This is a genomic window from Actinoplanes palleronii (genome assembly GCF_016862315.1).
GTDB classification, from domain to species: Bacteria; Actinomycetota; Actinomycetes; order Mycobacteriales; family Micromonosporaceae; genus Actinoplanes; species Actinoplanes palleronii.
The window spans coordinates 26284-49293 of sequence record NZ_BOMS01000073.1 but is presented as its reverse complement, the minus strand read 5'-3'; the positions used below and the strand labels follow the sequence as shown (position 1 = coordinate 49293).

At 70.7% G+C, this 23010-nt stretch carries 25 protein-coding genes; 12 read left to right on the top strand and 13 right to left on the bottom strand.

What is annotated here, in order from left to right; genetic code table 11:
* Positions 1–34: 34 nt before the first annotated feature.
* Genes Apa02nite_RS24035 through Apa02nite_RS24020 form a run of 4 tightly spaced genes read left to right on the top strand, consistent with a single transcriptional unit; the run spans position 35 to position 2862 of the window.
* Positions 35–454: a hypothetical protein gene (locus Apa02nite_RS24035; RefSeq protein ID WP_203826993.1), complete on the top strand. Its 420-nt coding sequence runs from the start codon at positions 35–37 to the stop codon at positions 452–454.
* 6 nt (positions 455–460) lie between these two features.
* The gene (locus Apa02nite_RS24030) at positions 461–1525 is read left to right on the top strand and encodes a hypothetical protein (protein ID WP_203826992.1); all 1065 of its coding nucleotides are present in this window, start codon (positions 461–463) and stop codon (positions 1523–1525) included.
* Between the two features lie 6 nt (positions 1526–1531).
* Positions 1532–2068 (top strand): hypothetical protein, encoded by a 537-nt coding sequence (locus tag Apa02nite_RS24025; RefSeq protein ID WP_203826991.1) that lies wholly within the window; start codon positions 1532–1534, stop codon positions 2066–2068.
* Complete coding sequence (locus Apa02nite_RS24020) at positions 2065–2862, top strand: hypothetical protein (RefSeq protein WP_203826990.1); 798 nt, start codon at positions 2065–2067, stop codon at positions 2860–2862. The genes Apa02nite_RS24025 and Apa02nite_RS24020 overlap by 4 nt, the downstream gene beginning before the upstream one ends.
* Before the next feature lie 27 nt (positions 2863–2889).
* Here the strand turns inward: Apa02nite_RS24020 and Apa02nite_RS24015 are convergent, their stop codons facing one another.
* The 3 genes from Apa02nite_RS24015 to Apa02nite_RS24005 form a co-directional block, all read right to left on the bottom strand.
* Positions 2890–3870, bottom strand: a complete 981-nt coding sequence (locus Apa02nite_RS24015; protein ID WP_203826989.1) for a carboxypeptidase-like regulatory domain-containing protein — start codon at positions 3868–3870, stop codon at positions 2890–2892.
* Positions 3871–3982: 112 nt separating this feature from the next.
* Positions 3983–5422: a GntP family permease gene (locus tag Apa02nite_RS24010; protein WP_203826988.1), complete on the bottom strand. Its 1440-nt coding sequence runs from the start codon at positions 5420–5422 to the stop codon at positions 3983–3985.
* A 341-nt stretch (positions 5423–5763) separates the two neighbouring features.
* Positions 5764–6435, bottom strand: coding sequence for an SDR family oxidoreductase (locus tag Apa02nite_RS24005; RefSeq protein ID WP_203826987.1), 672 nt, complete (start codon positions 6433–6435; stop codon positions 5764–5766).
* 72 nt (positions 6436–6507) lie between these two features.
* On the opposite strand from Apa02nite_RS24005, the gene Apa02nite_RS24000 reads away from it, so the two are divergent.
* Positions 6508–7041, top strand: coding sequence for a TetR/AcrR family transcriptional regulator (locus tag Apa02nite_RS24000; protein WP_067686888.1), 534 nt, complete (start codon positions 6508–6510; stop codon positions 7039–7041).
* Here the strand turns inward: Apa02nite_RS24000 and Apa02nite_RS23995 are convergent.
* Positions 7027–7629, bottom strand: a complete 603-nt coding sequence (locus Apa02nite_RS23995; RefSeq protein WP_203826986.1) for an acyl-CoA-like ligand-binding transcription factor — start codon at positions 7627–7629, stop codon at positions 7027–7029. The two genes, Apa02nite_RS24000 and Apa02nite_RS23995, sit on opposite strands and share 15 nt — an antisense overlap.
* Positions 7626–9137, bottom strand: a complete 1512-nt coding sequence (locus tag Apa02nite_RS23990) for an MFS transporter (RefSeq protein ID WP_203826985.1) — start codon at positions 9135–9137, stop codon at positions 7626–7628. Before Apa02nite_RS23990 ends, Apa02nite_RS23995 begins: the two co-directional genes overlap by 4 nt.
* A 133-nt stretch (positions 9138–9270) precedes the next feature.
* On the opposite strand from Apa02nite_RS23990, the gene Apa02nite_RS23985 reads away from it, so the two are divergent.
* The 3 genes from Apa02nite_RS23985 (at position 9271) to Apa02nite_RS23975 (ending at position 11582) form a co-directional block, all read left to right on the top strand.
* Positions 9271–9429: a hypothetical protein gene (locus tag Apa02nite_RS23985; protein ID WP_198170651.1), complete on the top strand. Its 159-nt coding sequence runs from the start codon at positions 9271–9273 to the stop codon at positions 9427–9429.
* A gap of 106 nt (positions 9430–9535) precedes the next feature.
* Complete coding sequence (locus tag Apa02nite_RS23980; RefSeq protein WP_203826984.1) at positions 9536–11260, top strand: AbeC-like domain-containing protein; 1725 nt, start codon at positions 9536–9538, stop codon at positions 11258–11260.
* Positions 11253–11582, top strand: coding sequence for a hypothetical protein (locus Apa02nite_RS23975; protein WP_203826983.1), 330 nt, complete (start codon positions 11253–11255; stop codon positions 11580–11582). The genes Apa02nite_RS23980 and Apa02nite_RS23975 overlap by 8 nt, the downstream gene beginning before the upstream one ends.
* A 61-nt stretch (positions 11583–11643) precedes the next feature.
* Here Apa02nite_RS23975 and Apa02nite_RS23970 read toward each other — a convergent pair whose 3' ends face one another.
* The 5 genes from Apa02nite_RS23970 to Apa02nite_RS23950 form a co-directional block, all read right to left on the bottom strand.
* Complete coding sequence (locus tag Apa02nite_RS23970; protein WP_203826982.1) at positions 11644–12570, bottom strand: zinc finger Ran-binding domain-containing protein; 927 nt, start codon at positions 12568–12570, stop codon at positions 11644–11646.
* Positions 12571–12659: 89 nt separating this feature from the next.
* The gene (gene htpG, locus Apa02nite_RS23965) at positions 12660–14507 is read right to left on the bottom strand and encodes a molecular chaperone HtpG (RefSeq protein WP_157441252.1); all 1848 of its coding nucleotides are present in this window, start codon (positions 14505–14507) and stop codon (positions 12660–12662) included.
* Positions 14508–14589: 82 nt separating this feature from the next.
* Complete coding sequence (locus Apa02nite_RS23960) at positions 14590–14997, bottom strand: PNPOx family protein (RefSeq protein WP_203826981.1); 408 nt, start codon at positions 14995–14997, stop codon at positions 14590–14592.
* A 155-nt stretch (positions 14998–15152) separates the two neighbouring features.
* Entirely contained in the window at positions 15153–16502 is a 1350-nt protein-coding gene (locus tag Apa02nite_RS23955) for a nucleobase:cation symporter-2 family protein (protein WP_203826980.1), read from the bottom strand.
* 214 nt (positions 16503–16716) lie between these two features.
* On the bottom strand, positions 16717–16986 hold the full coding sequence (locus Apa02nite_RS23950) for a hypothetical protein (protein ID WP_203826979.1): 270 nt from the start codon (positions 16984–16986) through the stop codon (positions 16717–16719).
* 190 nt (positions 16987–17176) lie between these two features.
* Here Apa02nite_RS23950 and Apa02nite_RS23945 point away from each other — a divergent pair, with 190 nt between their 5' ends.
* Positions 17177–17536: a hypothetical protein gene (locus Apa02nite_RS23945; RefSeq protein ID WP_203826978.1), complete on the top strand. Its 360-nt coding sequence runs from the start codon at positions 17177–17179 to the stop codon at positions 17534–17536.
* 254 nt (positions 17537–17790) lie between these two features.
* Here the strand turns inward: Apa02nite_RS23945 and Apa02nite_RS23940 are convergent, their stop codons facing one another.
* Entirely contained in the window at positions 17791–18111 is a 321-nt protein-coding gene (locus Apa02nite_RS23940; protein ID WP_203826977.1) for a hypothetical protein, read from the bottom strand.
* Positions 18112–18279: 168 nt separating this feature from the next.
* Between Apa02nite_RS23940 and Apa02nite_RS23935 the strand changes: the two genes are divergently transcribed.
* Entirely contained in the window at positions 18280–19200 is a 921-nt protein-coding gene (locus tag Apa02nite_RS23935) for an alpha/beta fold hydrolase (RefSeq protein ID WP_239164523.1), read from the top strand.
* A gap of 239 nt (positions 19201–19439) precedes the next feature.
* On the opposite strand, the gene Apa02nite_RS23930 is transcribed toward Apa02nite_RS23935, so the two are convergent.
* Positions 19440–20051 (bottom strand): HAAS signaling domain-containing protein, encoded by a 612-nt coding sequence (locus tag Apa02nite_RS23930; protein ID WP_067684949.1) that lies wholly within the window; start codon positions 20049–20051, stop codon positions 19440–19442.
* A gap of 156 nt (positions 20052–20207) precedes the next feature.
* On the opposite strand from Apa02nite_RS23930, the gene Apa02nite_RS23925 reads away from it, so the two are divergent.
* The gene (locus Apa02nite_RS23925; RefSeq protein WP_203826976.1) at positions 20208–21092 is read left to right on the top strand and encodes a cobalamin-binding protein; all 885 of its coding nucleotides are present in this window, start codon (positions 20208–20210) and stop codon (positions 21090–21092) included.
* Positions 21093–21148: 56 nt separating this feature from the next.
* Here the strand turns inward: Apa02nite_RS23925 and Apa02nite_RS23920 are convergent, their stop codons facing one another.
* Positions 21149–21916 carry a CDP-alcohol phosphatidyltransferase family protein gene (locus Apa02nite_RS23920; protein ID WP_239164522.1) on the bottom strand — a complete coding sequence of 256 codons (768 nt, stop codon included), beginning with the start codon at positions 21914–21916 and terminating at the stop codon, positions 21149–21151.
* A gap of 143 nt (positions 21917–22059) precedes the next feature.
* Here Apa02nite_RS23920 and Apa02nite_RS23915 point away from each other — a divergent pair, with 143 nt between their 5' ends.
* The gene (locus tag Apa02nite_RS23915; protein ID WP_239164521.1) at positions 22060–22971 is read left to right on the top strand and encodes a zinc-dependent alcohol dehydrogenase; all 912 of its coding nucleotides are present in this window, start codon (positions 22060–22062) and stop codon (positions 22969–22971) included.
* Positions 22972–23010 lie beyond the last annotated feature (39 nt).

Sequence of the window (23010 nt, the reverse complement as noted above, 5' to 3'; positions counted from 1 at the left end):
TCCATCCGTTCCCTCGTGACGGGACGGGTCGACGATGAGCGACGAGATGCACGGCGCCGTGTTCGGCGGCCCGCTCGAACGGCTGCGCGAGGGCGCCCGGGTCGACCTCCCACGTCTCGCGGACGAGTACGCGAAGATCCGCAACGACTGCGAGACCAGTTCCGGCTCCGACGACAAGCTGGACCGGCCCGCCTATTTCCGCTCGCCGGCGCTCAAGGGCGCCTGGACGCAGCTGCGTGATGTCGTCTGGACGGCCGCCGGAGAGACCAGCGAGAACGTCTGGGCCCTGTCGCAGGGCCTGGAGACCGCGCTCGACACGTTCATCGCCCAGGACACCGAGGCCGGGAAGGAGCTGGCGAAGAGTCGGCTGGACCGGCAGGGCGACGGCACCACGACAAACGACGAGTGGACGGCTGGGTACGACACCGGCAACTACCCGCACGCGAGCCGGTAGCCCTCGATGGCCGACTTCCCGCAGAGTCTCGAACTCGCGATCAGCAGCCTGGTCAACACGCTCGTCCACAAGCTCATGAGCCGCGAGGGCGACACCGACGCTCTCGCGGAGTTCGTCCAGGTCACCGGAGTCCCCTACGTCAGCGACGTGACCGTCCGGAACTACGCGAACGACAAGGCCGAGGAGATCTGGGGCCCCTACCGGGAGCTGCCCCCGCCGTCCTCTCTCGACCTGTCGATCCAGGCCCTGGCCGGCGCCCACGGCCGGCTCACCACCACCGGGGTGACCGATCTGCAGGACGCCGAGCACTTCAGCCTCGGCGCCCTGGTGCCGGACATCATGGACGACTTCCGGATCAATCAGGCCGGCTGGCGCGGCGAGACGATCGAGGCCGTCCGCAGCGGCTACCTCGACCGGTGGGGCGCCATGGTGTTCCTGCAGGCCAACACGCTCGCGCTGCTCTGGCTGGCGCTCAGCGCCTATCGGGAGCAGCTCGTACAGGCGCAGCAGGACGTGGTCAACCTGGTCAACCGCGCCGAGGAGGCGATCGCCGCCTACCGCCCCGACTCGATGTGCGGGTCGAGCGACAAGAAGAACGTCACCTTCAACATCGCCGTCGGCGTACTCGGTGTCCTCTCCGCGGGCGCGGGGCTCGCAACCGGAACCGGGGCGGCCGTCACCACCATCGTCGCCGCGCTCGGCGCGGGTGGCCTCGGCGTGGCCAAGGACAAGTACGAACCGGAAGGGCCCAGGGACCACGACATCCAGGGCGACAGCGTCGCCGAGCTGTGGCAGAGCATCCTCGATGCGACCGAGAAGCTCCGGCAGCAGTTCGAAGCGTCGGAGAAGGAGCTTCACGACATCGTCGCCAGCTTCCACGACGGAGTCGTCAACGGAAGCGTCACCATCGGAACCTCCGGCCAGGGCCGCCCGGTGACGACGCCGGCGATGGAGGTGTTCCGCTCGAAGCAGCTGGGCGGGGGCACCACCCATCTGCAGCGCCCACTGAGCGGCTCGGCCAACGTGGACCCGGCCCATCCCGTCGAGCCCACTGATCCATACGGGAGGTGACGGTCCATGGGCACCATCGCGAATGATCTCAACGAAATAGTCGTGACCGTGACCTCACCGGACGGACGTGTTCAAGGGCGGGCCGAGTCGCTGCAGTACCTCACGCTGCGTTTCCTGCACGACAGTTACGAGGGCTACTATCGGCACCGTGACGCCGCGGTGCTGGCACATCAACTGGGGCGAGCGGCCACCTTGATGTCCACGGCGTACCAGAAGGCTCGGCGTGAGGTCATGTCCGCGCACGACTTCGAGCGGTCCAGCGTGCTGCAGCCGCCGTTCCACTCCCGCCACCGCGAGTACAACGAGCGCGGGCTGAAGATCACCGCACAGGGCGGCTCGCCGGATGGGGAGATCCGGGTGACGACGACCGGCCTGCTCGACTTCGACGTCCGCATCCGGCACGACGTGCTGGACCGCCTCGGTGAGCGGCCGTTCCTGCAACTCGCCGACCAGGCCGTGCACCACCTGCGGGCGGACTACCAGCGGGTGCACACCGAGCTGCGCCGCGAGCTGTACCTGAAGTATCAGGGCAGGGAACGATGACCCGTGACCGGCGCCTGTCACGACGACGTCTGCTCCTGGCCGCGCTCGGGATCACCGCCGGAGTCGCCGCGGGATGCACCGGGCAACCGCCCAGCAAGGAGCCGTCGCCGAGCCCGGACGCGTCGCTGCTGCACGACGACATCTCCGACGGCGTCACCGTGCAGGACCGCGGGTTCTCGACCTTCGCGGTGGCCGGCGGTGAGGCCGGCCGGCGCATCGTCGGCGCGGCCGCGGTCCTGAGGAACACCACGGGCAAGCCGATGCGAGCCCACGTCCGCCTCCGGCTCGTGGACGGCAGCGGCCACGGATGGCGGTCTGCGGAGCAGAACGACTGGACATCGGTCATCAACACCGGCTGGGTCAATCTCCCTCCCGGACAGTCCGTCGACTTCGGCGGCGCCTACCAGGTCGACGCGAGCCAGGCCGCCCGGGTCGCCGGGGTCGTGCTCTACGTGCGGGGCGAGACCGTGGACCAGTCCGTCCTGCTCCCCGCGACGATCGGCAAGCTGACGCCCCCGACCACCCCGAAGGACGAGTGGAGCTACGTCACGTTCGGCGTGGACAACACCGGCGCCGGCTTCAAGGAACCGAACTACAGCCTGGTCTTCCGCTCCCCCGAGGGACGCCTGATCGGCGGCTGGTTCGTCGACCGCGCCACCTCGCTCACCATCACACCGGCGCTGCCCGAGGGCGAGACCGACGAATACCCGAGGGGCGCGAGCGAGCACACGCTGCCCACCTGGCTCCCCCCGGGCATCCAGCCGAAGAACACGACCATGTACGTCTGGCCCTGATCTCCGAAAAGCTGGAACCGCGCCGTCTCAGCCGATCGTCACGTCCAGCGTCCGGGTGCCTGACCCGGCCACCCGCACCGGCGTGGTGCGCGCCCAGCCGGAACGACTCTCACCGCCGGCCTGCACGCTCCAGCGGACCTTGATCGATTGCGGACCGGCAAGCGGCATCGCATAGCTCCGGTCCACGGCCGTGCCGGAATCGGCGACACCGATCTGGTCACCGGTGACCGCGCTCACCGCGGTGAGCCGCCAGCTGTCCACGGCCGCACCGCCGCGCACGGTCACCCCGCCGCGCAACAGACCGCCGCGGGCCAGTTTCAGGTCGTGCGTGGTGTCCAGCCCCGCCCGGACCCGGACCCGATCGGCCTGGAACCGGTTGCCCACGCCACCCGACCACTGCCGCGGCAGGACTCCGCCCGAGGTGGCGGAGAGCGGCCAGGAGTACGGCCCGAGCACGTCGAGCCGATACCGGCCCTGATCATCAGCGGTCACCGCGCCGAGCGACGGGCCGACGCCGAAACCCCACGCGGTGATCGAGACGTCCGCGGCGGGCACCGGGGCGCCGGCCGGATCGCGGACCACCCCGGTGATCGCGCCGGGCCGGTCGAGCCGCACCGTGGCGGCCTGACTGGTCCGCCCGGCCCGGACCTGGATCCGGGCGGCATCGCGCTGGTCGCCGGTGCCACCGTTCGCACCGGCCCACTGGTAGCCGTATCCGGTGGGGGTGAAGACGAACATCTGGTAGGTGCCGGCCTGAACCCGGCCGGTGGTCACCCGGCCCCGCTGGTCGGTGACGTCGCCGCAACCGTCCGGCAGGCCACCCTGCCCGGGCTGCACCAGCACGACGCAGGCGTCGGCCACCGGGTTCCCGGTGGCGCGGTTGACGACGGTCACGGCGACCCGGCCGCCCGGCGCGGTGCCGGCATGAACCGGCGCGCCGAGGCCGACGGCGGACAGCGCGGTGGCACCGAGCACGGCACCGACGCGTAAGCCACGTTGACAGGTCATTTCACAAGCCCCCGTTCCTGTTGTTGGCCAGGAGCGTAGGCAGGGCAGAACCCAGCAAAGCGTCCATGAACCGACCCGGATCGGGTCGGTTCATGGACGAAACAGAACGGGCTCAGACCACCAGGCTGAGCAGCATCACGCACGCGAACCCGACCACCGAGATGATCGTCTCCATCACCGACCAGGTCTTGATGGTCTGCCCGACGGTCATCCCGAAGTACTCCTTGACCAGCCAGAACCCGGCGTCGTTGACGTGTGAGAAGAACAGCGAGCCGGAGCCGATCGCCAGCACCAGCAGGGAGAGCTCGGGCTTGTCCAGGGTCGCGGCGAGCGGCGTGACGATGCCCGCGGCGGTGATCGTGGCGACCGTGGCCGAGCCGGTCGCCACCCGGATCCCGACCGCGACCAGGAAGCCCAGCACCAGCGCGTTGAGGTTCGCGTCCCGGGCCGCGTCGGCGATCACGTTGCCCACCCCGCTGTCCACCAGCACCTGCTTGAAGCCACCACCGGCGGCCACGATCAGCAGGATCCCGGCGATCGGGGGCAGCGCGCCGCCGACGATCGAGGACGTCTCCCGGCGGTCGAACCCGGCCCGGAAGGCGAGCGACCACATCGCGACCAGCACGCCGAAGAGCAGCGCCACGACCGGCGTGCCGAGCACCTCGACCGCGGAGCGGAACCCGTTGCCCTCGGGCAGGGTGAGCTCGGCGACGGCCCGGCCCAGCATCAGCACGATCGGCAGCAGCACGGTGAGGATCGCGGGCCAGAAGCCCGGGTTGCGACGACGCCCCTCGGCGCGGTCCGGCGTCCCGTCGGCGTCCAGGTCCTGCGGGTCGCCGTGGCCGCCGGCCGCGCGGTCCGCGTCGGCGTCCGGGACCTGCCCGCCGCCGGAGCCGACCAGGGCCGGGACCGCCAGGGGCACCCGCGGCGCGATGAAGTTGGCGAAGACCGGTCCGGCCACGATCACCGTCGGGATCGCGCAGATCAGCCCGAACATCAGCGTCAGCCCGAGGTCGGCGTGCAGGCTGTCGATCGCGACCAGCGGTCCCGGGTGCGGCGGCACGAGCCCGTGCAGCACCGACAGCCCGGCCAGCGCCGGGATGCCGATCCGGAGCAGACCCACGTCGGTACGCCGGGCCACCAGCACCACGATCGGCACCAGCAGCACCACGCCGATCTCGAAGAACAGCGGCAGCCCGACCAGCGCCGCGACCCCGGCCATCGCCCAGGGCAGCGCCGAACCGGACACGCTCGTCACGATCCGTTGCACGATGCCGTCCGCGCCGCCGGTCTCGGTCAGCAGCGCCCCGATCATCGAACCGAGCGCGATCAGCACACCGACGCTGCCGACCGTGTTGCCCAGCCCGCTGGTGAACGAAGTGACGATCTTGGCGGGCGCGGCGCCGGCCACCAGGCCCAGCACGCCGGTCCCGATGATCAGGGCGAGGAACGGATGCCACTTGGCCCAGGCGATCAGCACGACCACGGCCGCGATACCCAGCACCGCGGCGACGATCAGCTGGCCGGTTCCGGCATCGGTGATGGTCGACATGACGCGCCGTTACCCATCCGGAGAATGTTTCACTCCTGTTTCCGGCCGCCAGATCAACATCAACCCCATTTGGTACGAATACGGAGCGCCCGTCCGCAGGCTACGAGCCACGCCCCGTGGTGGTCTCGCGCGACGTCCGCGCCGCGAGCCGACCGCAGCGCGCCGCACCGGCGCCGGCTGGCTCCCAGGGGTGTCTCCAGGGGTGCGAAGCACCCCTGGAGACCAGCCGGAACGGGGACGCGCGCCACGGCCGGGAGTGGGCACGGTGTCGCGCGAGACCATCACGGAACCTGGCTCGTGGCCTGCGGACGGGCGCTCCCCGTCGTACTGGAAAAGGATTGTCAGGCGGAGAGGCCGGCCTTGACCGTGCGGGACAGGTCGTCGGCCAGCACCTCCGGGGCGCCCGCCGCGACCGCCTCCAGGGCGAGCTTGGCGACCAGCGCCGGGTCGATCTTCTGGTCGGCGGGGACCGAGGCGGCCATGTCGGTGTCCATGTAGCCGACGTGCAGGCCGGTGACCACGATGCCCTTCGGCGCGAGCTCCTCGCGGGTGGCGTTGGTGAGGGCCCAGGCCGCCGCCTTCGTCGCGGAGTACGCGCCGAGCGGGGCCGGGTGCAGCCAGGACAGCACGGAGAGCACGTTGAGGATCGCTCCCCCGCCGTTCGCCTCGAGCACCGGCGCGAACGCGCGGGTGGCGCCGAGCACACCGAAGTAGTTGGTCTCCAGCTCGGCGCGGATCAGGTCGAGATCGCCGGCGACCAGCGACTGACCGGTCGCGGCGCCGGCGTTGTTGATCAGCAGGGTGGCGTCGGCGGCCGTCACGGCGGCGGCGGCGATCGAGGCGGGGTCGGTGACGTCGAGGCGCAACGGGATCGCGCCGGGCACGTCGACGGTCTCCGGGTTGCGGGCCGCGGCGTAGACCTTGGCACCGCGGGCGATCAGCTGGGTGGCGAGGTGACGGCCGAAACCGCGGTTGGCTCCGGTGACGACGGCGACGGCGTTGGTGAGTTCCATGGGACTTAGATTACGAGCATCATCTAAAGCTCGCAAGGTAATAGATGACACACGTCATCTATAGTGGCGGCCATGGCACGGGTATCGCAGGCACAGGCCCGGGAGAACCGGGAACGGATCGTCGCGACGGCGGCCCGGCTCTTCCGCGAGCGGGGTGTCGCCGGGGTCAGCGTCGCCGACGTGAGCGCCGCGGCGGGGCTGACCCACGGCGGCTTCTACAAGCAGTTCGCCTCGAAGGACGCGCTCGTCGACGAGGCGATCGGGTACGCCTTCCAGCAGCAGGCCGCCCGGCTGGGCGACAGCGCCGGGCTGCCGGCGTTCCTGGACACCTACCTGTCCACCGGGCATCGGGACGACCCCGGCCCGGGTTGCCCCACCGCCGGTTTCGCCGGCGACGTCGCCCGGGCGGCGGGCGGCCCGGCGGCCCGGCAGACCTACGCCGACGGGGTGGCGGCCTACGCCCGGATGCTCGGCACGGACGGCGAGCCGGACCTGGCCGCGGTGAGCATGCTGGTCGGCGCGCTGATGCTGTCCCGCGCGACGGCCGGCACCGAGATCTCCGAGCAGCTGCTGACCGCCGCCCGGGACCGGCTACGCGAGGGGTAGCCCCCGCTGGAGCAGGTCGAGCCCGTCGAGCAGCCGGGCGAAGTCCTCGGTCTGGATGGACGCCTCGCCGGTCATCCGGCCGGGTGGCATGACCGCCATCACCACCCCGGTGATGGCGCCGCTCATCGCCCGGATCCGGATGTCGTCGGCGGCCAGGCCGGTCCGCTCGGCGAGCACCACGGTGATCATGTCGATGGCCTCGCCGAGCTGGTGCATGGCCCGCACCCGCAGCTCCGGGACCTCGGACATCAGGCGCTGACGGCGGCGCTCGTCCTCCCAGATCTGCGGGGTGAAGGTCTCGAACACCTCGCGCATCCCGCGTTTGATCGCCTCGATCGGCGGCACGTCCGGCGGCTGGCGGCGGACCGCGGCGAGGATCACCGGGTCGTAGTCGTCGACCAGGATGACGTCCTCCTTGGTCGGGAAGTACCGGAAGAACGTGCTCGGCGAGACCTCGGCCGCCTCCGCGATCTGGTCCACGGTGGTCGACGCGTACCCCTGCTCCTCGAACAACCGCATCGCGTGCTCGCGGATGGCGGCCCTCGTCTTCGCCTTCTTGCGTTCGCGCAGGCCCGGGGTCGCTGTCATACCCCCGATTCTGCCAGCACGATCGGCGCCGGATCGCCGGCCGGGCGCCGGGTGTGCCGGGGCAGGATCAGCACCAGCAGCACGCCGGCCGCGGCGACCGCCCCGGTGGTGACCAGCGCGACGTCCAGTCCGTGGGTGAACGCCTGGCGCACCGTGTCGAGCATCCCGGGGTCACCGGAGCTCTTGGCGATCGCGACGCCGGCGGCCGCGCTGTCCCGGGCCGCGTCCGGCAGGCCGGCCGCGTCGATCCGGTCGCGGTACCCGGAGTTGAGCACGGTGCCCAGCACGGCGACCCCGATCGCGCTGCCGACCTGGCGCATCGCCTGGATCAGGCCGTTGCCGACGCCGCTGCGTTCCGGGGTGAGCGCGCCGAGGGCGGCGTTCATGGCCGGCGGCATCGTGAAGCCGAGCCCGACGCCGGCCGCCGTGATCCAGGCGGCGACGTAGCCGTAGCCGGTGTCCGCGCCGGTCCGGGCGCCGGCCAGCAGCGCGCCGGCCATCAGGATCAGGCCGGCGCCGACCACCACCCGCGCGCCGAGCCGGGCGACCAGTTTGTCGGCGGTGCGGGCGCCGACCAGCAGGCCGCCGATCACCGGGAGCAGCCGCAGGCCGGTGCCGAGCGCGTCCTGGCCGCCGACCGCCTGGAACAGCTGCGGCAACGCGAAGAGCAGGCCGAAGAACGCGAAGCTGGCGATCGTGGAGAGCAGCGCGCCGCCGGTGAAGCCGCGCGAGCGGAACAGGTCGAGGTCGATCAGGGGCGCGGCCGCCCGTCGCTGCCAGACCGCGAGGGCGACAAGGGCGACGACACCGCCGACGATGGTCCCGGCCGCTCGCGGGTCACCGAGGCCCTTCTCGCCGGCTTCGATGATCCCGTACGTCACGGCGACCAGTCCCGTCGCGGAGAGCAGCACGCCGGGCAGGTCCAGCCGGCGGCGCCGGTCGCCGTGCGACTCGGGCACCCAGGCGGTGACCGCGAGCAGCCCGAAGGCCACGATCGGCAGGTTGATCAGGAAGACCGAGCCCCACCAGAAGTTGTCGAGCATCCAGCCACCCAGCAGCGGGCCGAGCGGGATGCCGAGCGCGTTCGCGGTGACCCAGATGGAGAGCGCTTTCGGCCGGGTCTGCTCGTCGAAGACCACGGTGAGGACCGCGCCGATCAGCGCCATGATCACCGCGGAGGCGAGGCCGAGCACGGCCCGGGCCGCGATCAGCTGACCGGTGCTGGTGGCGTAGGCGCAGGCGACCGACGCGGCGCCGAACATCGCGAGCGCGCCGAGCAGGAACTTCTTGCGGCCGTACCGGTCGCCGAGCATCCCGGCCGGCAGCAGCGTGGCGGCCAGCACCAGCAGGTACGAGTTGGTGAACCACTGCAGGTCACCGGTGGAGGCGTCGAGGTCGTGGGCGAGCGTGGGCAGCGCGACGCTGAGCACCGTGCCGTCCAGGCCGACCGCGAGGGTGCAGAACGCCAATGCGGCGAGCGCGAACCAGCGCGCTTTAGAAGTAGCCATGAAATGAAGGTAACTGTCAAAATCTAGTGACTTCCAGTTTCCTCAGTCTCCTCTCAGGTTCTGGCGTGCCTTCCCTACAGTTCTCCCTGACCGTGTGAGGATCTTGGATGGCGCTGTGGGGGTGGGGAGAACCATGAAGAAGGTGCTCAGCTGGGTTCTGCTGTTCTTGCTGGTCTTCTGGATCGGCACGAACCCCGGGCCGGCCGCCGACGTGGCCCGGGGCATCGGCGACGGGGTCTCCGAGATCTTCACGAACATCGGCACGTTCTTCGTCGATCTGGCAAACGGCTGATCGGCCCGGTCATCTCCGTCGGGTAGTCCATTGACGACTGCTCGTGATCACGCCTACCGTCGTCCGATCAGGATCTCCGCGCTCCGCCGACGACGGATTGACGCCGATGACGACCGTGCACCACCAGCGTGAAGCCGGCAACACCCCGCTCTCCATGCCGCACTACACCCCGGCGGGCACCCGCCTCAGCAACACCACGCGCTATCTCTGCACCGCCGCGTTCCTGGTGCCGGGCTTCGCCGACACCGTCGTCGACACGCTGATCGGCGACATGCGCCGGTCGGTGCCGCCGTCGCACGGCTTCGACCTCGACCCGATCGTGCGGCAGTGCTTCCGGGTCCGCCGGCGACAGGCCGCGCAGCACGCGATCGGGACCGTGCTGCTGCTGATCGCGGCCTATCTGAGCATCGTCACCGTGCTCGCCGTCGCGGCCCTCGGCGCGCTCGTCGCGTTCGCCCGCTCGGCGACGCTCCGCGAGCTGCTCGAACGCCTCCGCCTCCCCTCGCTGCGCTGGATCCTGGCCTGGGCCCTGGCGCTGTTCGGCGGCTGGATCGTCTACGGGCTGTGGCAGCTGATCGACGAGGAGGTCCCGTCGGACTACACCGACACCGCGGCCGACGCCGCCGGGGACCACCCGTGGGTGGCCCTGGCCGTCCTGCTCGGCATCGCCGGGATGCTGTACGCGTTCCGCCGCGAGGACTACCGGATCGTCACCGCCGAGTTCGCGCCCGGCGCGGCGCCCCGGCGTCTCCGGCTGCGCGACACCCTGATCGAGGACCGGCTGGCCCTGATCGCGGCCGCCCAGCGCGGCAACGTGGTGGTGCACCACGACGACCCGTTCCTCGGCTGCGGCCGGGTCCGGCAGGGCTGGTCGCTCAGCCTGACCCTGCGGCCGCGCACCCCGGACGGCAACCGCCCGGAAGAGCCGGTGGCGATCGACGCGGTGGCCCTGAACCAGCGGATCAAGAAGGCCATCGAGTCGATGCGCGCCGACTGGCTCGACGAGGGTCAGCGGGTCGCCGGGCTGTCCGTCCGGTCGTACGTGGTGGCCGACGGGATCCGTGACGAGCACGATCCGGTGCTCGACCCGGTGAGCGGGATGCCGTACACGATGGCCGACGACGCCACCGTGGACGCGATCGTGGCGAACCCGCAGGGCGGCCTGCGGCAGTACCTGCGGGTGGTCATCCCGGTCCGCGGCAAGGCCATCCGGGACCAGCACGACGACGTCATCCTCGGCGCGCAGGCGCTGGGCATCTCGGTCAGCGCGTTCGTGCACGTGGCGGTCGAGGGCGGGATGCTCTACGCCGAGTTCATCGGCACCGTGCTGCCGCCGCTGCGCCCGGAGTGCCTGCTCGCCGACAGCCTGCGCCCGGAGAAGGCCGCCTCGTACGCCCTCGGCAGCACCCTGCGCACCGCGATCGTGGACGTGGTCGCCGGCCCGCTGCGCCTGGCCCAGGCCGCCGACCGGGCGATCCGGTTGCGCCTGGCGATGAGCCGGTCGGTCGCCGCGTCGACCGAGTTCCGCACCCACGACTACGGCGCCCGGGTCAGCGTCCGCGACCTGGCGTCCGACCGGGTGCCGCAGAGCTATCTGCAGAAGCTCGACGGGGTCAAGTACGTGAAGCTGGTCGACCGGATCGTCGGCGAGGCGATCATCGACTTCCTGGTGGAGGCGGGTGTCGACCCGCTCGAGTTCCGCCAGGCGGTCAACCAGATCACCATGAACAACAGCAGCCTGGTCCAGGTCGGCACGGTCCTGGGCGGGCAGAACAACTTCGGCGGCTCCGGCAACGTCTTCACCAGCAGCGGAGGATCGGCCCATGCCTGACGCGAACAACTTCCGGATCGGCAGCATCAGCGGCGGCCAGAACAATCTGGGCGGCGACGGCAACGTCTTCAACCAGCAGAACAACGGTCTCGACGCGGCGCAGGTGGGCGCGCTGCTCGGCCGGGTCCGGGCGAACCTGGCCGACTTCGCCGACCCGGAGGCGGCCGCGCGGACGCTGACCGAGCTGGAGAAGGCGCGACCGGCCGAGCTGGCCCAGCCCGGCCGGATCCGCACCATGCTCGACGACCTGGTCCGCTATGCCGCGCCGGGCACCGAGGCACTCGCCGCGCTGACCGCACTGGTCACCGCCCTCAACGGGTGAGCGGCTGACCCGGCGTCCGCGCGCCGCTCGGCCGAAAGCCCGGCGGCGGCCGGAAAGGCGGCTAGATCCCGTCCCGCTCCCGGGCCGGCAGGCCGAGACCCACGGCCACCGGATTCCACAGGCTCAGGAATTGTTTTTTCGCGGCGCCGGCGGATGTCGACTCGGCATCCCCGGCGATGCGATGAGCCTCGGCCTTCGTCGTTTTGCGGCAGCCGTTCCCCTGCCTTTCCTGTGCCCATTTCACATAATGCCGGTCGGCGGCCAGCGAATGTGAGAACGCCGTGTCCAGCGTGCTGCGGATCTGTTCGCCGTTCGCCAGCGCGGACAGGTCAAGACCGTTCAGCGTGGCCCGCTCGGCGCCGCGTTCCGTGCCGACCTCCTGCAACCGCTCGATCGCGGCGGCCAGGTCGCCGCACGAGAAGACCACGTCGTTCGCCTCGACCAGCTTGAGCCGGCTCTGCCCGCTCAGGTCGAGCAGCCGGTCCACGGCCGCGCCCTGCACCGCCGGGTCGGCGGCCGGCGAGGCTTCCGGCACAAACGGAGCCAGGGACGGGTCGACGGACGGTTCGGCGGATGGGACGCCGCCCGGCTCGGCGGCCGAGGGCTCGACAAAAGAGCTGGTGGTGACGGGTCCAGGATCGGCGGCTTGCTTCTCGTCACGGTGCAGCGCCAGCGCGACTCCCCCGGCCGCACCGGCCAGCGCCAGCACCGCGACCCCGATCAGCAACGGACGGGTCAGCGGCCGCGACGGCGCGGGCGGCGGGCCGGGCACGACGACCCGGGTCGCATCCCGGTCGTAGCCGTAGTCGTAGTCGTAGTCGTCATCGTCGTCGCGCGGCGCGGGGGCCGGCGCCGGGCGGGGGCGCGGCACCACCACCGGCTGCGGCGCGGAAATGACGGTGGCGCCGGAATCGCGCAGCGGGTGCTCACAATTGTCGCAGTATTCCAGCGACGGATCGTTGTCCAGACCGCAGGCTTCGCACCTCATTCACCGAGGATAGCGACATCGACCGTGATCATAAACAGAAAAGCGGCCCCGGAAGAGATCCAGGGCCGCTTTCACCATTTTTCAGACGATCAGACGGTACGAGCCAGCCGGTCGGCGAGCAGTTTCGCGAACCGGGCCGGGTCCTCCAGGTCGCCACCCTCGGCGAGCAGGGCCGTGCCGTAGAGCAGCTCGGCCGTCTCCGGCAGCGCCGGGTCCTCGGCGCCGCGCTCGTGCGCCGACCGCAGCCCGGCGACCAGCGCGTGGTTCGGGTTGAGCTCGAGGATCCGCTTCACCCGCGGGCCGTCCTGGCCCATCGCCCGGTACATCTTCTCCAGTGCCGGGGTGATGTCGTCGGAGTCGCTCACCAGGCAAGCCGCCGAGGTGGTCAGCCGGTGCGACAGGCGCACCTCCTTGACCTGCTCGTCCAGCTTCTCCTTGAGGAAGCCGAGCAGCGGCGCGAAGTCACCCTCGGGCTCCTTCTCCTCCGCGTCGTCCTTCTTCAGGTCGACCGAGCCGCGGGCGATCGAGCGCAGCTTCTTGCCGTCGAAGTCCGGCACCGCGTCGACCCAGATCTCGTCGACCGGGTCGGTGAGGATCAGCACCTCGTAGCCCTGCGCCTGGAACGCCTCCATGTGCGGGGAGTTCACCACCTGGGACCGGGACTCGCCGGTCAGGTAGTAGATCTCCTCCTGGTCCTCCTTCATCCGCTCCACGTAGGCGGCGAGGGTGGTCGGCTCGTCCTGGGCGGTGGTGCCGAAGGACGCGATCTCCAGGATCGGCTTGTGGTTGTCCGGGTCGTTGAGCAGGCCCTCCTTGACGGCCCGGCCGAACTCCCGCCAGAACGTCGCGTACTTCTCCGGGTTGCTGCTCATCAGGTCCTTGATGGTGGACAGGACCTTCTTGATCAGCCGGCGCCGGATCATCTGGATGTGCCGGTCCTGCTGCAGGATCTCCCGGGAGATGTTCAGCGACAGGTCGGCGGCGTCCACCACGCCCTTGACGAACCGCAGGTAGTCCGGGATCAGCTCCTTGCTGTCGTCCATGATGAAGACGCGCTTGACGTAGAGCTGCAGCCCGCGGCGGGCGTCCCGCTGGAACAGGTCGTGCGGCGCCCGGGACGGGATGAAGAGCAGGGCCTCGTACTCGAACGTGCCCTCCGCCTTCATGTTGATGATCTCGAGCGGCTCGGACCAGTCGTGGCTGATGTGCTTGTAGAACTCGTGGTACTCCTCGTCGGTGACCTCGCTGCGCGGACGCGCCCAGAGCGCCTTCATCGAGTTCAGCGCCTCGTCCCCCATCCGGATGGGGAAGGAGATGAAGTCCGAGTACCGCTTGACGATCTCCTTGATCCGCCACTCGTCGGCGTAGTCGTAGAGCGCGTCCTCCTCGTCCTTCGGCCGCAGTTGCAGCGTGACCGTGGTGCCGACCGGCGCGTCCGGCTCGTCCTCGATCGTGTACGTGCCCTCGCCGGCCGACTCCCAGCGCGTGCCGTGCCCCTCGGTCCCGGCCTTGTGGGTCACCAGGGTGACCTTGTCGGCGACCATGAACGTCGAGTAGAAGCCGACACCGAACTGACCGATCAGCTCCGCGTCGCCCTTCGCCTCGTTCGCTTCCTTGAGCTTGGCCAGCAGATCCGCGGTCCCGGACTTGGCGATCGTCCCGATCAGCGCCACGACCTCCTCGCGGGTCATGCCGATGCCGTTGTCCCGGACGATCAGCGTCCGCGCCTCGGTGTCCGCCTCGATCTGGATGTGCAGATCGGAGGTGTCCGCCTCCAGGCCGTCCTGCAGCTTGGCCAGGCGCAGCTTGTCCAGCGCGTCGGACGCGTTCGAGATCAGCTCGCGCAGGAAGATGTCCTTGTTCGAATAGATCGAGTGGACCATCAGCTGCAACAGCTGGCGCGCCTCGGCCTGGAACTCCAACGTCTCCATCGTCACCCGTTTCCGTCCTTGTCCGGCGTTACAGGCCGATGGTATGACGCCACGATCCGCCACCGGTCACCACCACGGCCCTAGGCGTTCAAACCTTTTGGGTACGCACGTGAAGGCGCCGGAAGTCCCGCCGCCGGGCCAGCCGCAAAACGAGCGCCGCCGGGTGACCGAAAGCGGCCAGACCAGCGCTGGGCGGGACCGGGTCGACGCGGTCTATCTGATAGGTGACGCCCCGGTGCAGCACCGTGCAGCCCCCGGCCGCGAGCGTGTTGCGCAGCCACGCGACATCGGGGCCATAGGTCAGCTCGGCGAGGAAGTCCGGCCCCACCCGCACCAGCAGCATCGGCGTCTCGTAACGGGTGCCGGTCCGCCGTCCCACGTGCTGCACCAGCGAGAGCGGGCCCCAGCCGCGGCGCACCACCGCCACCGCGACCGGGTTGACCGTGGTCGTCAACAGCCGGAACCAGCCCCGCTTGATCGTGGAACCCGCCGTCATGGGACTCATCCCACCACGGGGGTTTTCCCGGTTTGACCGTGCCCACCCACGGACGTCGCCCCGGAGGGCTTCGCGTTCTGGACGCGCCAGCGGCCAGCGAAGCCCGCAGGGGTCCCGGCGGGAGCGACGATCCGCACCCCGGCGGACGCACGACATCATGAATTTGATCTTGCTTTTTCCTCCTTGGCCACCGCCGGCGTCTTCCGCCCGGTGCCGTTGAACAGCAGGTTCAGCAGGAAGACGACAACGACGGTTGTGGTGATGCTGCTGCCGAAGATGATCTGCAGCTCGTCGGGCATCTTCTCGTAGAAGTTCGGCGCGACCACCGGGATCATGCCGACGCCCAGCGAGACCGCGATGATCAGCAAGTTCTGGGTGCCGTCGAACTCGACGCGGCGCAGGCTGCGGATTCCGACCGCGGTGACGGTGGCGAACATGACCAGGGCGGCGGCGCCGATCACCGGGCCCGGCACCGCCGCGATGATCTCGCCGAGCTTGGGGATCAGGCCGAGCGCGACCAGGATGACGCCGGCCGCGGTGACCACGAAGCGGCTGCGCACCCGGGTCACCTGCACCAAACCGACGTTCTGGGCGAACGCCGTGTCCAGGAACGAGTTGAAGACACCGGCCAGCACACCGGAGAGGCCGTCGGCGGCGAGCCCGCGGGCGATGTCATTTTCGGTCGGCGGCTTCTCGACCGCCTCGCCGACAGCGATCATGTCGGCGGTCGACTCCACGAAGATCACCAGCATCACGATGCACATCGAGACGATCGCGGCGACCTGGAACTCGGGGGCACCGAAGTAGAACGGCCGGGCCAGCCCGAACCAGTCCGCGTCGCCGACGCCGGAGAAGTCGACAAGGCCCATGAAGGACGCCGCGACGATGCCCGCGACCAGGCCGATCAGCACCGACAGCGAGGCGAGGAAACCGCTGGTGAAACGGTTGAGCAGGATGATCAGCAGGACGATCGCGCCGGCCAGCGCGAGGTGGCTGAGCGAGCCGTAGCCCGGCGCGTCCTCGTTGGTGCCGGCGATCAGACCGGCTCCCGCGTCGATCAGCGACAGCCCGATGATGGTGATCACCGTGCCGGTGACCAGCGGCGGGAACAGGTGGATGACCTTCGCGAACGGCTTGGCGATCAGCAACCCGAAGACGCCGGAGACCAGGATCGCGCCGTAGACGGCGGGCATCCCGTACTTCGCGCCGATCAGAATCATCGGGTTCAACGCGGTGAAGGTGGCGCCGGCGACCACCGGCAGGCGCACTCCGAAGATCTTCCAGATCCCGAAGCTCTGCACCACGGTGATCACACCGGCCACGAACAGATCCGCGTTGACCAGGATCGCGATGGTGCTGCCGTCGAGCTTGAGCGCGCCGCCGACGATCAGCGGTACGGCGACGCAGCCGGCGTACATGACGAGCACGTGCTGCAGCCCGAGCACGGCGAGCCGGCCGAACGGGAGCATCTGGTCGACCGGGTGCTTCTCGACCTCTGTGGACATGCGAAACCCTTCCAGCTGGAAGAAACGTTTCGCGGATTCTCGGCATCGATTGTTTTCAGCAGAGGTCGGCGCGTTGCGGCCCGGTGAATTATCGGTATACCAGTAGCCGGGCAAGTCCTGGGCGGCCCCGGGGCGGCTCTGGCCTCAGCCCTGGCCGGCCCTGACCACAGGCTGGAGCGGGCCTGACCTCAGCCCGGAGCGGGCCTGGCCCGGCTCAGCAGCCCGGTCCGGCGGCCACACCCTTGACGATCCGGTAGCGGGAGATGTCGCCCTTCACGTACGGCCGGAGCTGGGCGACCGACGTCGGGTCGGTGCCGTTCACGGCGATGAACCCGACGATCGCGGTGTCCACCGTCCGGCACGTGGCACTGTCCGCCACGATCCTCGCCTGAGCCTCCAGCTTCTGCGGATTTAACGCAGAGTAAGAAGCGCCGGAAATACCCAGCGTCACTGCACATACCGTTGCCATCTCGATCAAACGCACGTCAGCAGGCTAATGATCATCACGCCGGGTAGCCAACGGACCGTTCGGCCACGATCGTCGGTACGGACAGCAACGCAGCGCGCCGGTGTGCCAATCCGGAGGAATGAATACTCGTGAGGGTTTACGCAACACCTGCCGGTTTTATACCGTGATTACTCGCAGCAACGGTTTGATAGCGCTGGAGGATCCCATGCGTCGTGCCGCTGTCGTTCTCGCCCTCGTCGTCGCCGGTCTGTGGATCGCGTCGCCGGCCCAGGCGTTCGCCCACAACAACGTCCACAACACCTACCTGCACGCCGTGCTCGACGGTCTGACCCTGCTGGTCGCGTCGGCCCCGGTGTGGACCGCGATGCTGTGGAACGGCGGCCGCAAGTGGCTGCTGGCGGCACTGATCGCGGTGGTGCAGATCCCGGTCGCGGTGATCGGCTTCGTGCCGATCGTGAACCCGTACCTGCACTTGACGCTCTTCGTCCTGGCGATCGCCCTGACCGCGCTCTCCTTGCGCCTCGTCCGCAACCAGGCGCGGGCCGTCGCCCCCGCCCACCGGTAGACGGCCGGCGCGCTCACCGCGAGGCGCGGCATCCACCCCGCCTCGCGGCCGCCTGGCGGCACACACCGCCCGCCGCCAGGCACGGCACCCGCCGCTCCGCCACCGGCCAGCGCCGCCGGCGGCGGCATCAGTCGCTCCGCCGTCGGCGGTGTCGGTCGCTCCGCCGCCGGGGGGTGTCGGTCGCTCCGCTGCCGGGGGTGTCAGTGGCTCCGCTGCCGCCGGGGGTGTCAGTGGCTCCGCCGTCGGCGGCGGTGTCAGTGGTGGAGGGCGCGGATCCAGTCGCCGGTGGAGGCCTGGACGGCCAGGCCGACCACGGCCGGGCCCTCTCTGATCAGCTCGACCTGCGGACAGCCCGCGACGGCCGGGTGCCAGCCCCCCGCCCGGTCCCGGACGGCGTTGTGCCGGCAGTGCTCCTCGTCGACATATCCCCAGGCGAGCAGCAGTTCCTGGTCGCCGAGCGAGTACCGGCCGACACTCGCGACCCGGTCACCCTCCGGGCGGCGGAAGAACTCAGCCCGGAGCCCCGGTACCGTCATCCCTTCGAAGGACGCGTCGTCCTCGGTCCGATGCGGCACAAATTCCGACAATTCGGGTAGATCCACTAGCGCAGTCAAACACAGCCGGTGGCCTGAGCTGGGGAAGGCGGCGCTTCCGGACCCGGATCGCCGATCGGCCCGGCTGACGCGAAACCAACTCACCTTGATCTGGTCATCCGTTGTGATCCGGTTTTAACCTGACTGTCGGTGAGCGCCGCCACAATGGGCCTCGTGGTGACCGAGACGATGATGCCGGTCAACGGCATCCAGGTGTGCCTGGAGACCTTCGGCGAACGTACCGAGCCTCCTCTCCTGCTTCTCGCCGGAGAGGCCAGCTCGATGGACTGGTGGGACGACGAGTTCTGCCGCCGGCTGGCCGCCGGCGGCAGGTTCGTCATCCGGTACGACCATCGCGACACCGGCCGCTCCACCCCGTTCCCAGCCGGGGCCACGTATTCGGGTGTGGACCTGATGAACGACGCACTCGGCGTGCTGGACGCGCTCGGTGTGCCGGCCGCCCACCTGGTCGGCCTGTCGCTCGGCGGCGCGCTGGCCCAGCGGATCGCGGTCGAGCATCCGCACCGGGTGCTCACCCTGACCCTGATCGCCACCAGCGCTGGTCTGGGCCCGGACGCCATGCCGGTGCTGGCCGGGGTCGGCGCCGTCGCGGTCCGCACCGTGCCGGCCACCGAGGTCCGGGTCCGCACCGCCACCGACGAGGTCGACTGGTCGAACCGCCGGTCCGCGGTCGCCGGGATCATCGCCGAGGTCCGCGCCCGTGGTGGCCCGTTCACCCCGGACGAGCCGCAGCTGCGCCGGCTCGCCGAGCGCGTCTACGACCGCTCGGCCGACCTGGCCGCCGCCCGCCTCAACCACCGCTGCGCCGGTTACGGCCCTCCGGTCCGCGACCGGCTCGCCGCCATCGACGTGCCGACGCTGATCCTGCACGGCACGCTCGACCAGCGGTTCCCGTCCGAGCATCCGCGCGAGCTGGCCCGGGTCATCCCCGGTTCCCGGCTGGTGTGGCTGGAGGGCGTCGGCCACGAGGTCCCGCCCCGCGCCGTCTGGGCCCAGGTCCTCACCGAAATCCTCGGCGAACCCGCCGAACCCTTGTCCCCCGCCCCCTGACCACCCACCCGCTCCCGGCAACCGGCTGGCCCTCAGAGGTCCCTCGAACACATCGAGACACCCCCAGAAACCAGCCCGCTCCCGGCAGCAACCAGCTGGCCCTCGGAGGTGCCTCAAACACCACGAGACACCCCCAGAAACCAGCCGGCTCCCGGCGGCGATCGGCTGGCGCTCGGGGGTGTCTTGATGCGGTCGAGACACCCCCGAGGACCAGCCGGGGCCGGGAGCAGGGCTGCGGGTCAGCGGGGGTCGGGGTGGCGGAGGCCGATCAGCAGGGACAGACCCGCCACCACTGAGCCGCCGCAGGCGACCAGATACGCCAGGAACAGCGCGAACGCCTCACCCGCGCCCGTGCCGATCAGCGCCATCGCCATCAGCAGCGCGAACGCCGCCGTGCCGCCGGTCAGCACCCAGGCCGCCGCCTTCTGCCCGGTCGACCAGCGCGGTGACCCGGTGGCGATCAGCAGGCCCGCGACCGGGCTGATCACCGGCATCAGGAACGTGCCGCCGACCAGCAGCGCGATCGCCGTCGAGTCGGCGCCGCCGACCACCGAGACCCGGGCCGGGCCGGGTGGCGCCGGAGCCGGCAGCGGGACGCGCAGGTGCAGCGGCAGGTAGCCACGGCGGGTGGCGTCGACGAGCTGCTCCGGCGGCCCTAACCGGGCCAGCACCGGGGCCGGGTCGGCGCCGGGCTCGTGGCGCAGCGCCAGATAGTCGGTCACCGTCCGCATCAGCTCGTCGCGCAGGTCGGGTGGCAGGTCGGCGCTCCCGGCCCACAGCTCGGCCAGATAGTCGAGGACGAGCTCGTCGGAGCGGGCCAGCGCGGATTGGGCCAGTGCGGTTGTCGTCATCTCGGTCTCCCCCGGACGTTCGAGCGATACCGGTCAGCTTTGTCGCCGCAAGCGCCCGGCACATCGGACCGAGGTCGTATTCCGCACGGCCCGCATCCCACTTTCGGCCGAGGCGGGATGAGGCGCCCCAGGGCTGCGGGAGGGCAGGATGAGGGTATGCGCCTGGTCTCCCTGCTCCCCTCCGCGACCGAGATCGTCTATGCCCTGGGCCTCGGTGACGACCTGGTCGGCGTCACGTTCGAGTGTGACGAGCCGCCCGCCGCGCGCACCGCGAAGACCGTGGTGGTCGGCGGCCGGGACACCCGGGACCTCACCCCGGCCGAGATCGACGACTACGTGCGCACCCAGATGGCGGCCGGCGGTGACCTCTACACCCTGCACCCCGACGCCCTCGCCGGGCTGGCCCCGGATCTGATCCTGACCCAGGACCTGTGCCGGGTGTGCGCGCTGCCGTCCGGGCACGTCGACGATGCGCTGAGCCATCTCGGGTGCCGGGCCGACGTGCTGAGTCTCGACCCGTACAGCCTGGCCGACGTGCTGGCCACGTTCGTCGAGGTCGGCGCGGCCGCGGGCGTGCCGGAACGGGGTCACGAGCTGGTCAGCGGCCTCGAGGAGCGCCTGGCCGCCGTGACGGCGGGAGTGGCCGGCCGGCCCCGGCCCCGGGTGGCGATCGTCGAGTGGGTGGATCCGCCGTTCACCGGCGGGCACTGGGTGCCGGATCTGATCACGGCGGCCGGTGGTGAGGCGGTGGCGGCGCGGGCCGGTAAGCGGTCGGTGCAGGTGTCCTGGGCCGAGCTGGCGGCACCGGAGCCGGAGGTGGTGCTGGTCACCCCGTGCGGCTATCACCTGGACGGCGCGGTCCGGCAGGCCGAGGCGGTGCTGCCGCACTTCCCGGACGCCCAGGTCTGGGCGATCGACGGGGACGGCCTGGTGGTCCGCCCGGGCCCGCGGCTGATCGACGGTGTCGAGGCGATCGCCGCGATCCTGCACCCCGGCGCGGTCCCCGCAGCACGCTCGGGGACTGTCCAGCGCGTCCAATAAGAAAGCGGGTCCGACAGGAAAACGGGTCCGACAGGAAAACGGGTCCGATAAAACAGTCAGCGCGCGAGGGCCGGCTCGCGATGCGACGACGACCAGCGCGTCTGCGCCGCCGCCCGCACCTGCGACGCCTTGTGCAGCCACGCGATGTCCCGCCCGAACGACCAGGTCAGCGAGCCCAGCGCCACGGCCAGGACCCCGGCACCGGCCCAGAAGGGCAGCAGCCCGGACGCCACCACCACGAGCAGGATGCCCTGCTGGGCGGCGACCACCTTGCGGGAGAACTTCGGCGGCAGCGCGGCGTTCAGCCAGGGCAGCGCCCACGAGGCCGCCACGAAGGCGTACCGGAAAATGCCGATCGCGAGGGCCCACCAGCCGTAAGTGACAGCGGCATAGACGCTGAGCACCAGGATCAGGAACGCGTCCACCTCCATGTCGAAGCGCGCGCCCAGCTCCGAGGTGGTCCCGGTACGCCGGGCCACCTGCCCGTCCACCCCGTCCATGGCCAGCGCCACGGTCGCGATCGTGACCAGCAGCCAGACCGGCACCGGGTGGCCCAGCACCGAGCTGGTGACCAGCGCGGTCACCCCGCCGGCCAGGATCGCCCGGCTGAAGGTGACCAGGTTCGCCCAGCCGAGGAACGTCATCCCGGAGCGCTGCAGGGCCATGCCGAGCAGGCCGCAGAGCACCACGCCGTACGTGATCCCGGCGATCCCGCCGCCCAGCGTCAGCCCGGCGGTCAGGGCGAGCAGGGCGATGAGCAGCACCTGGGCCGCGAATCCGGTCATCGGCGCCCGGGACGGGGTCGTGGCGGTACTGGTGGTCACCGTGCCTCCTGGACTTAGGGTTAACCGCTGTCCCCCACACACACGCTTGCCGGGGACTTTCGGTTCAGAGGAGTTGGTTCGTGTTCGACGCGAGTGCCTTTTGGTTGGCTTCCCCCGGATCGGGGGAGATACGCACGGAACAGGTGCCGGATCCCGGTTCGGACGAGGTGATGGTGCGCACCCTGCACTCCGGGGTGAGCCGGGGCACCGAGACGCTGGTGTTCCAGGGCCGGGTGCCGGAGAACCAGTGGGCGACGATGCGCGCGCCGTTCCAGGCCGGTGACTTCCCGGCGCCGGTGAAGTACGGCTACCTGAACGTCGGCGTGGTCGAGGCCGGCCCCGCGCACCTGCTCGGCCGTACCGTGTTCTGCCTGTTCCCGCACCAGACCCGGTACGTGGTCCCGGTCGCGAGCGTGACCGTCGTCCCGGACGGGGTGCCCGCCGCCCGTGCCGTGCTGACCGGCACCGTGGAGACCGCGGTGAACGCGATCTGGGACGCCGCCCCGCAGCTCGGCGACCGGATCAGCGTGGTCGGCGGCGGCATGGTCGGCTCGTCGGTGGCCGCCGTCCTGGCCGGCTATCCGGGCGCGGACGTGCAGCTGGTCGACGCCGACCCGGCCCGCCGCGCGGTCGCCGACGCGCTCGGTGTCGACTTCGCGCTGCCCGAGCACGCCCGCGAGGAGCGGGACCTGGTGATCCACGCCAGCGCGTCGCCGGCCGGGCTGTCCCGGAGCCTCGAGCTGCTCCGCACCGAGGGCACCGTGGTCGAGCTGAGCTGGTACGGCGACCGCGAGGTCCCGTTGCGGCTCGGCGAGGGTTTCCACTCCCGGCGGCTGACCATCCGGAGCAGCCAGGTCGGTGGGATCGCCCCGCAGCGCGGCCGTTCGTACGCGGAAAGGTTGGGTCTGGCTCTGCGGCTGCTGCGCGATGACCGGTTCGACGCGTTGATCACCGGCCGGTCCGGTTTCGCCGAGTTGCCCGCGCTGCTGCCGAGGCTCTCCGACGGCAGCCTGCCCGCGCTCTGCCACGTGATCGACTACCCGGACGGGAATTGATCTTCCCGCTCCGGGTACCCGTAGTGCACTGCAGATCCA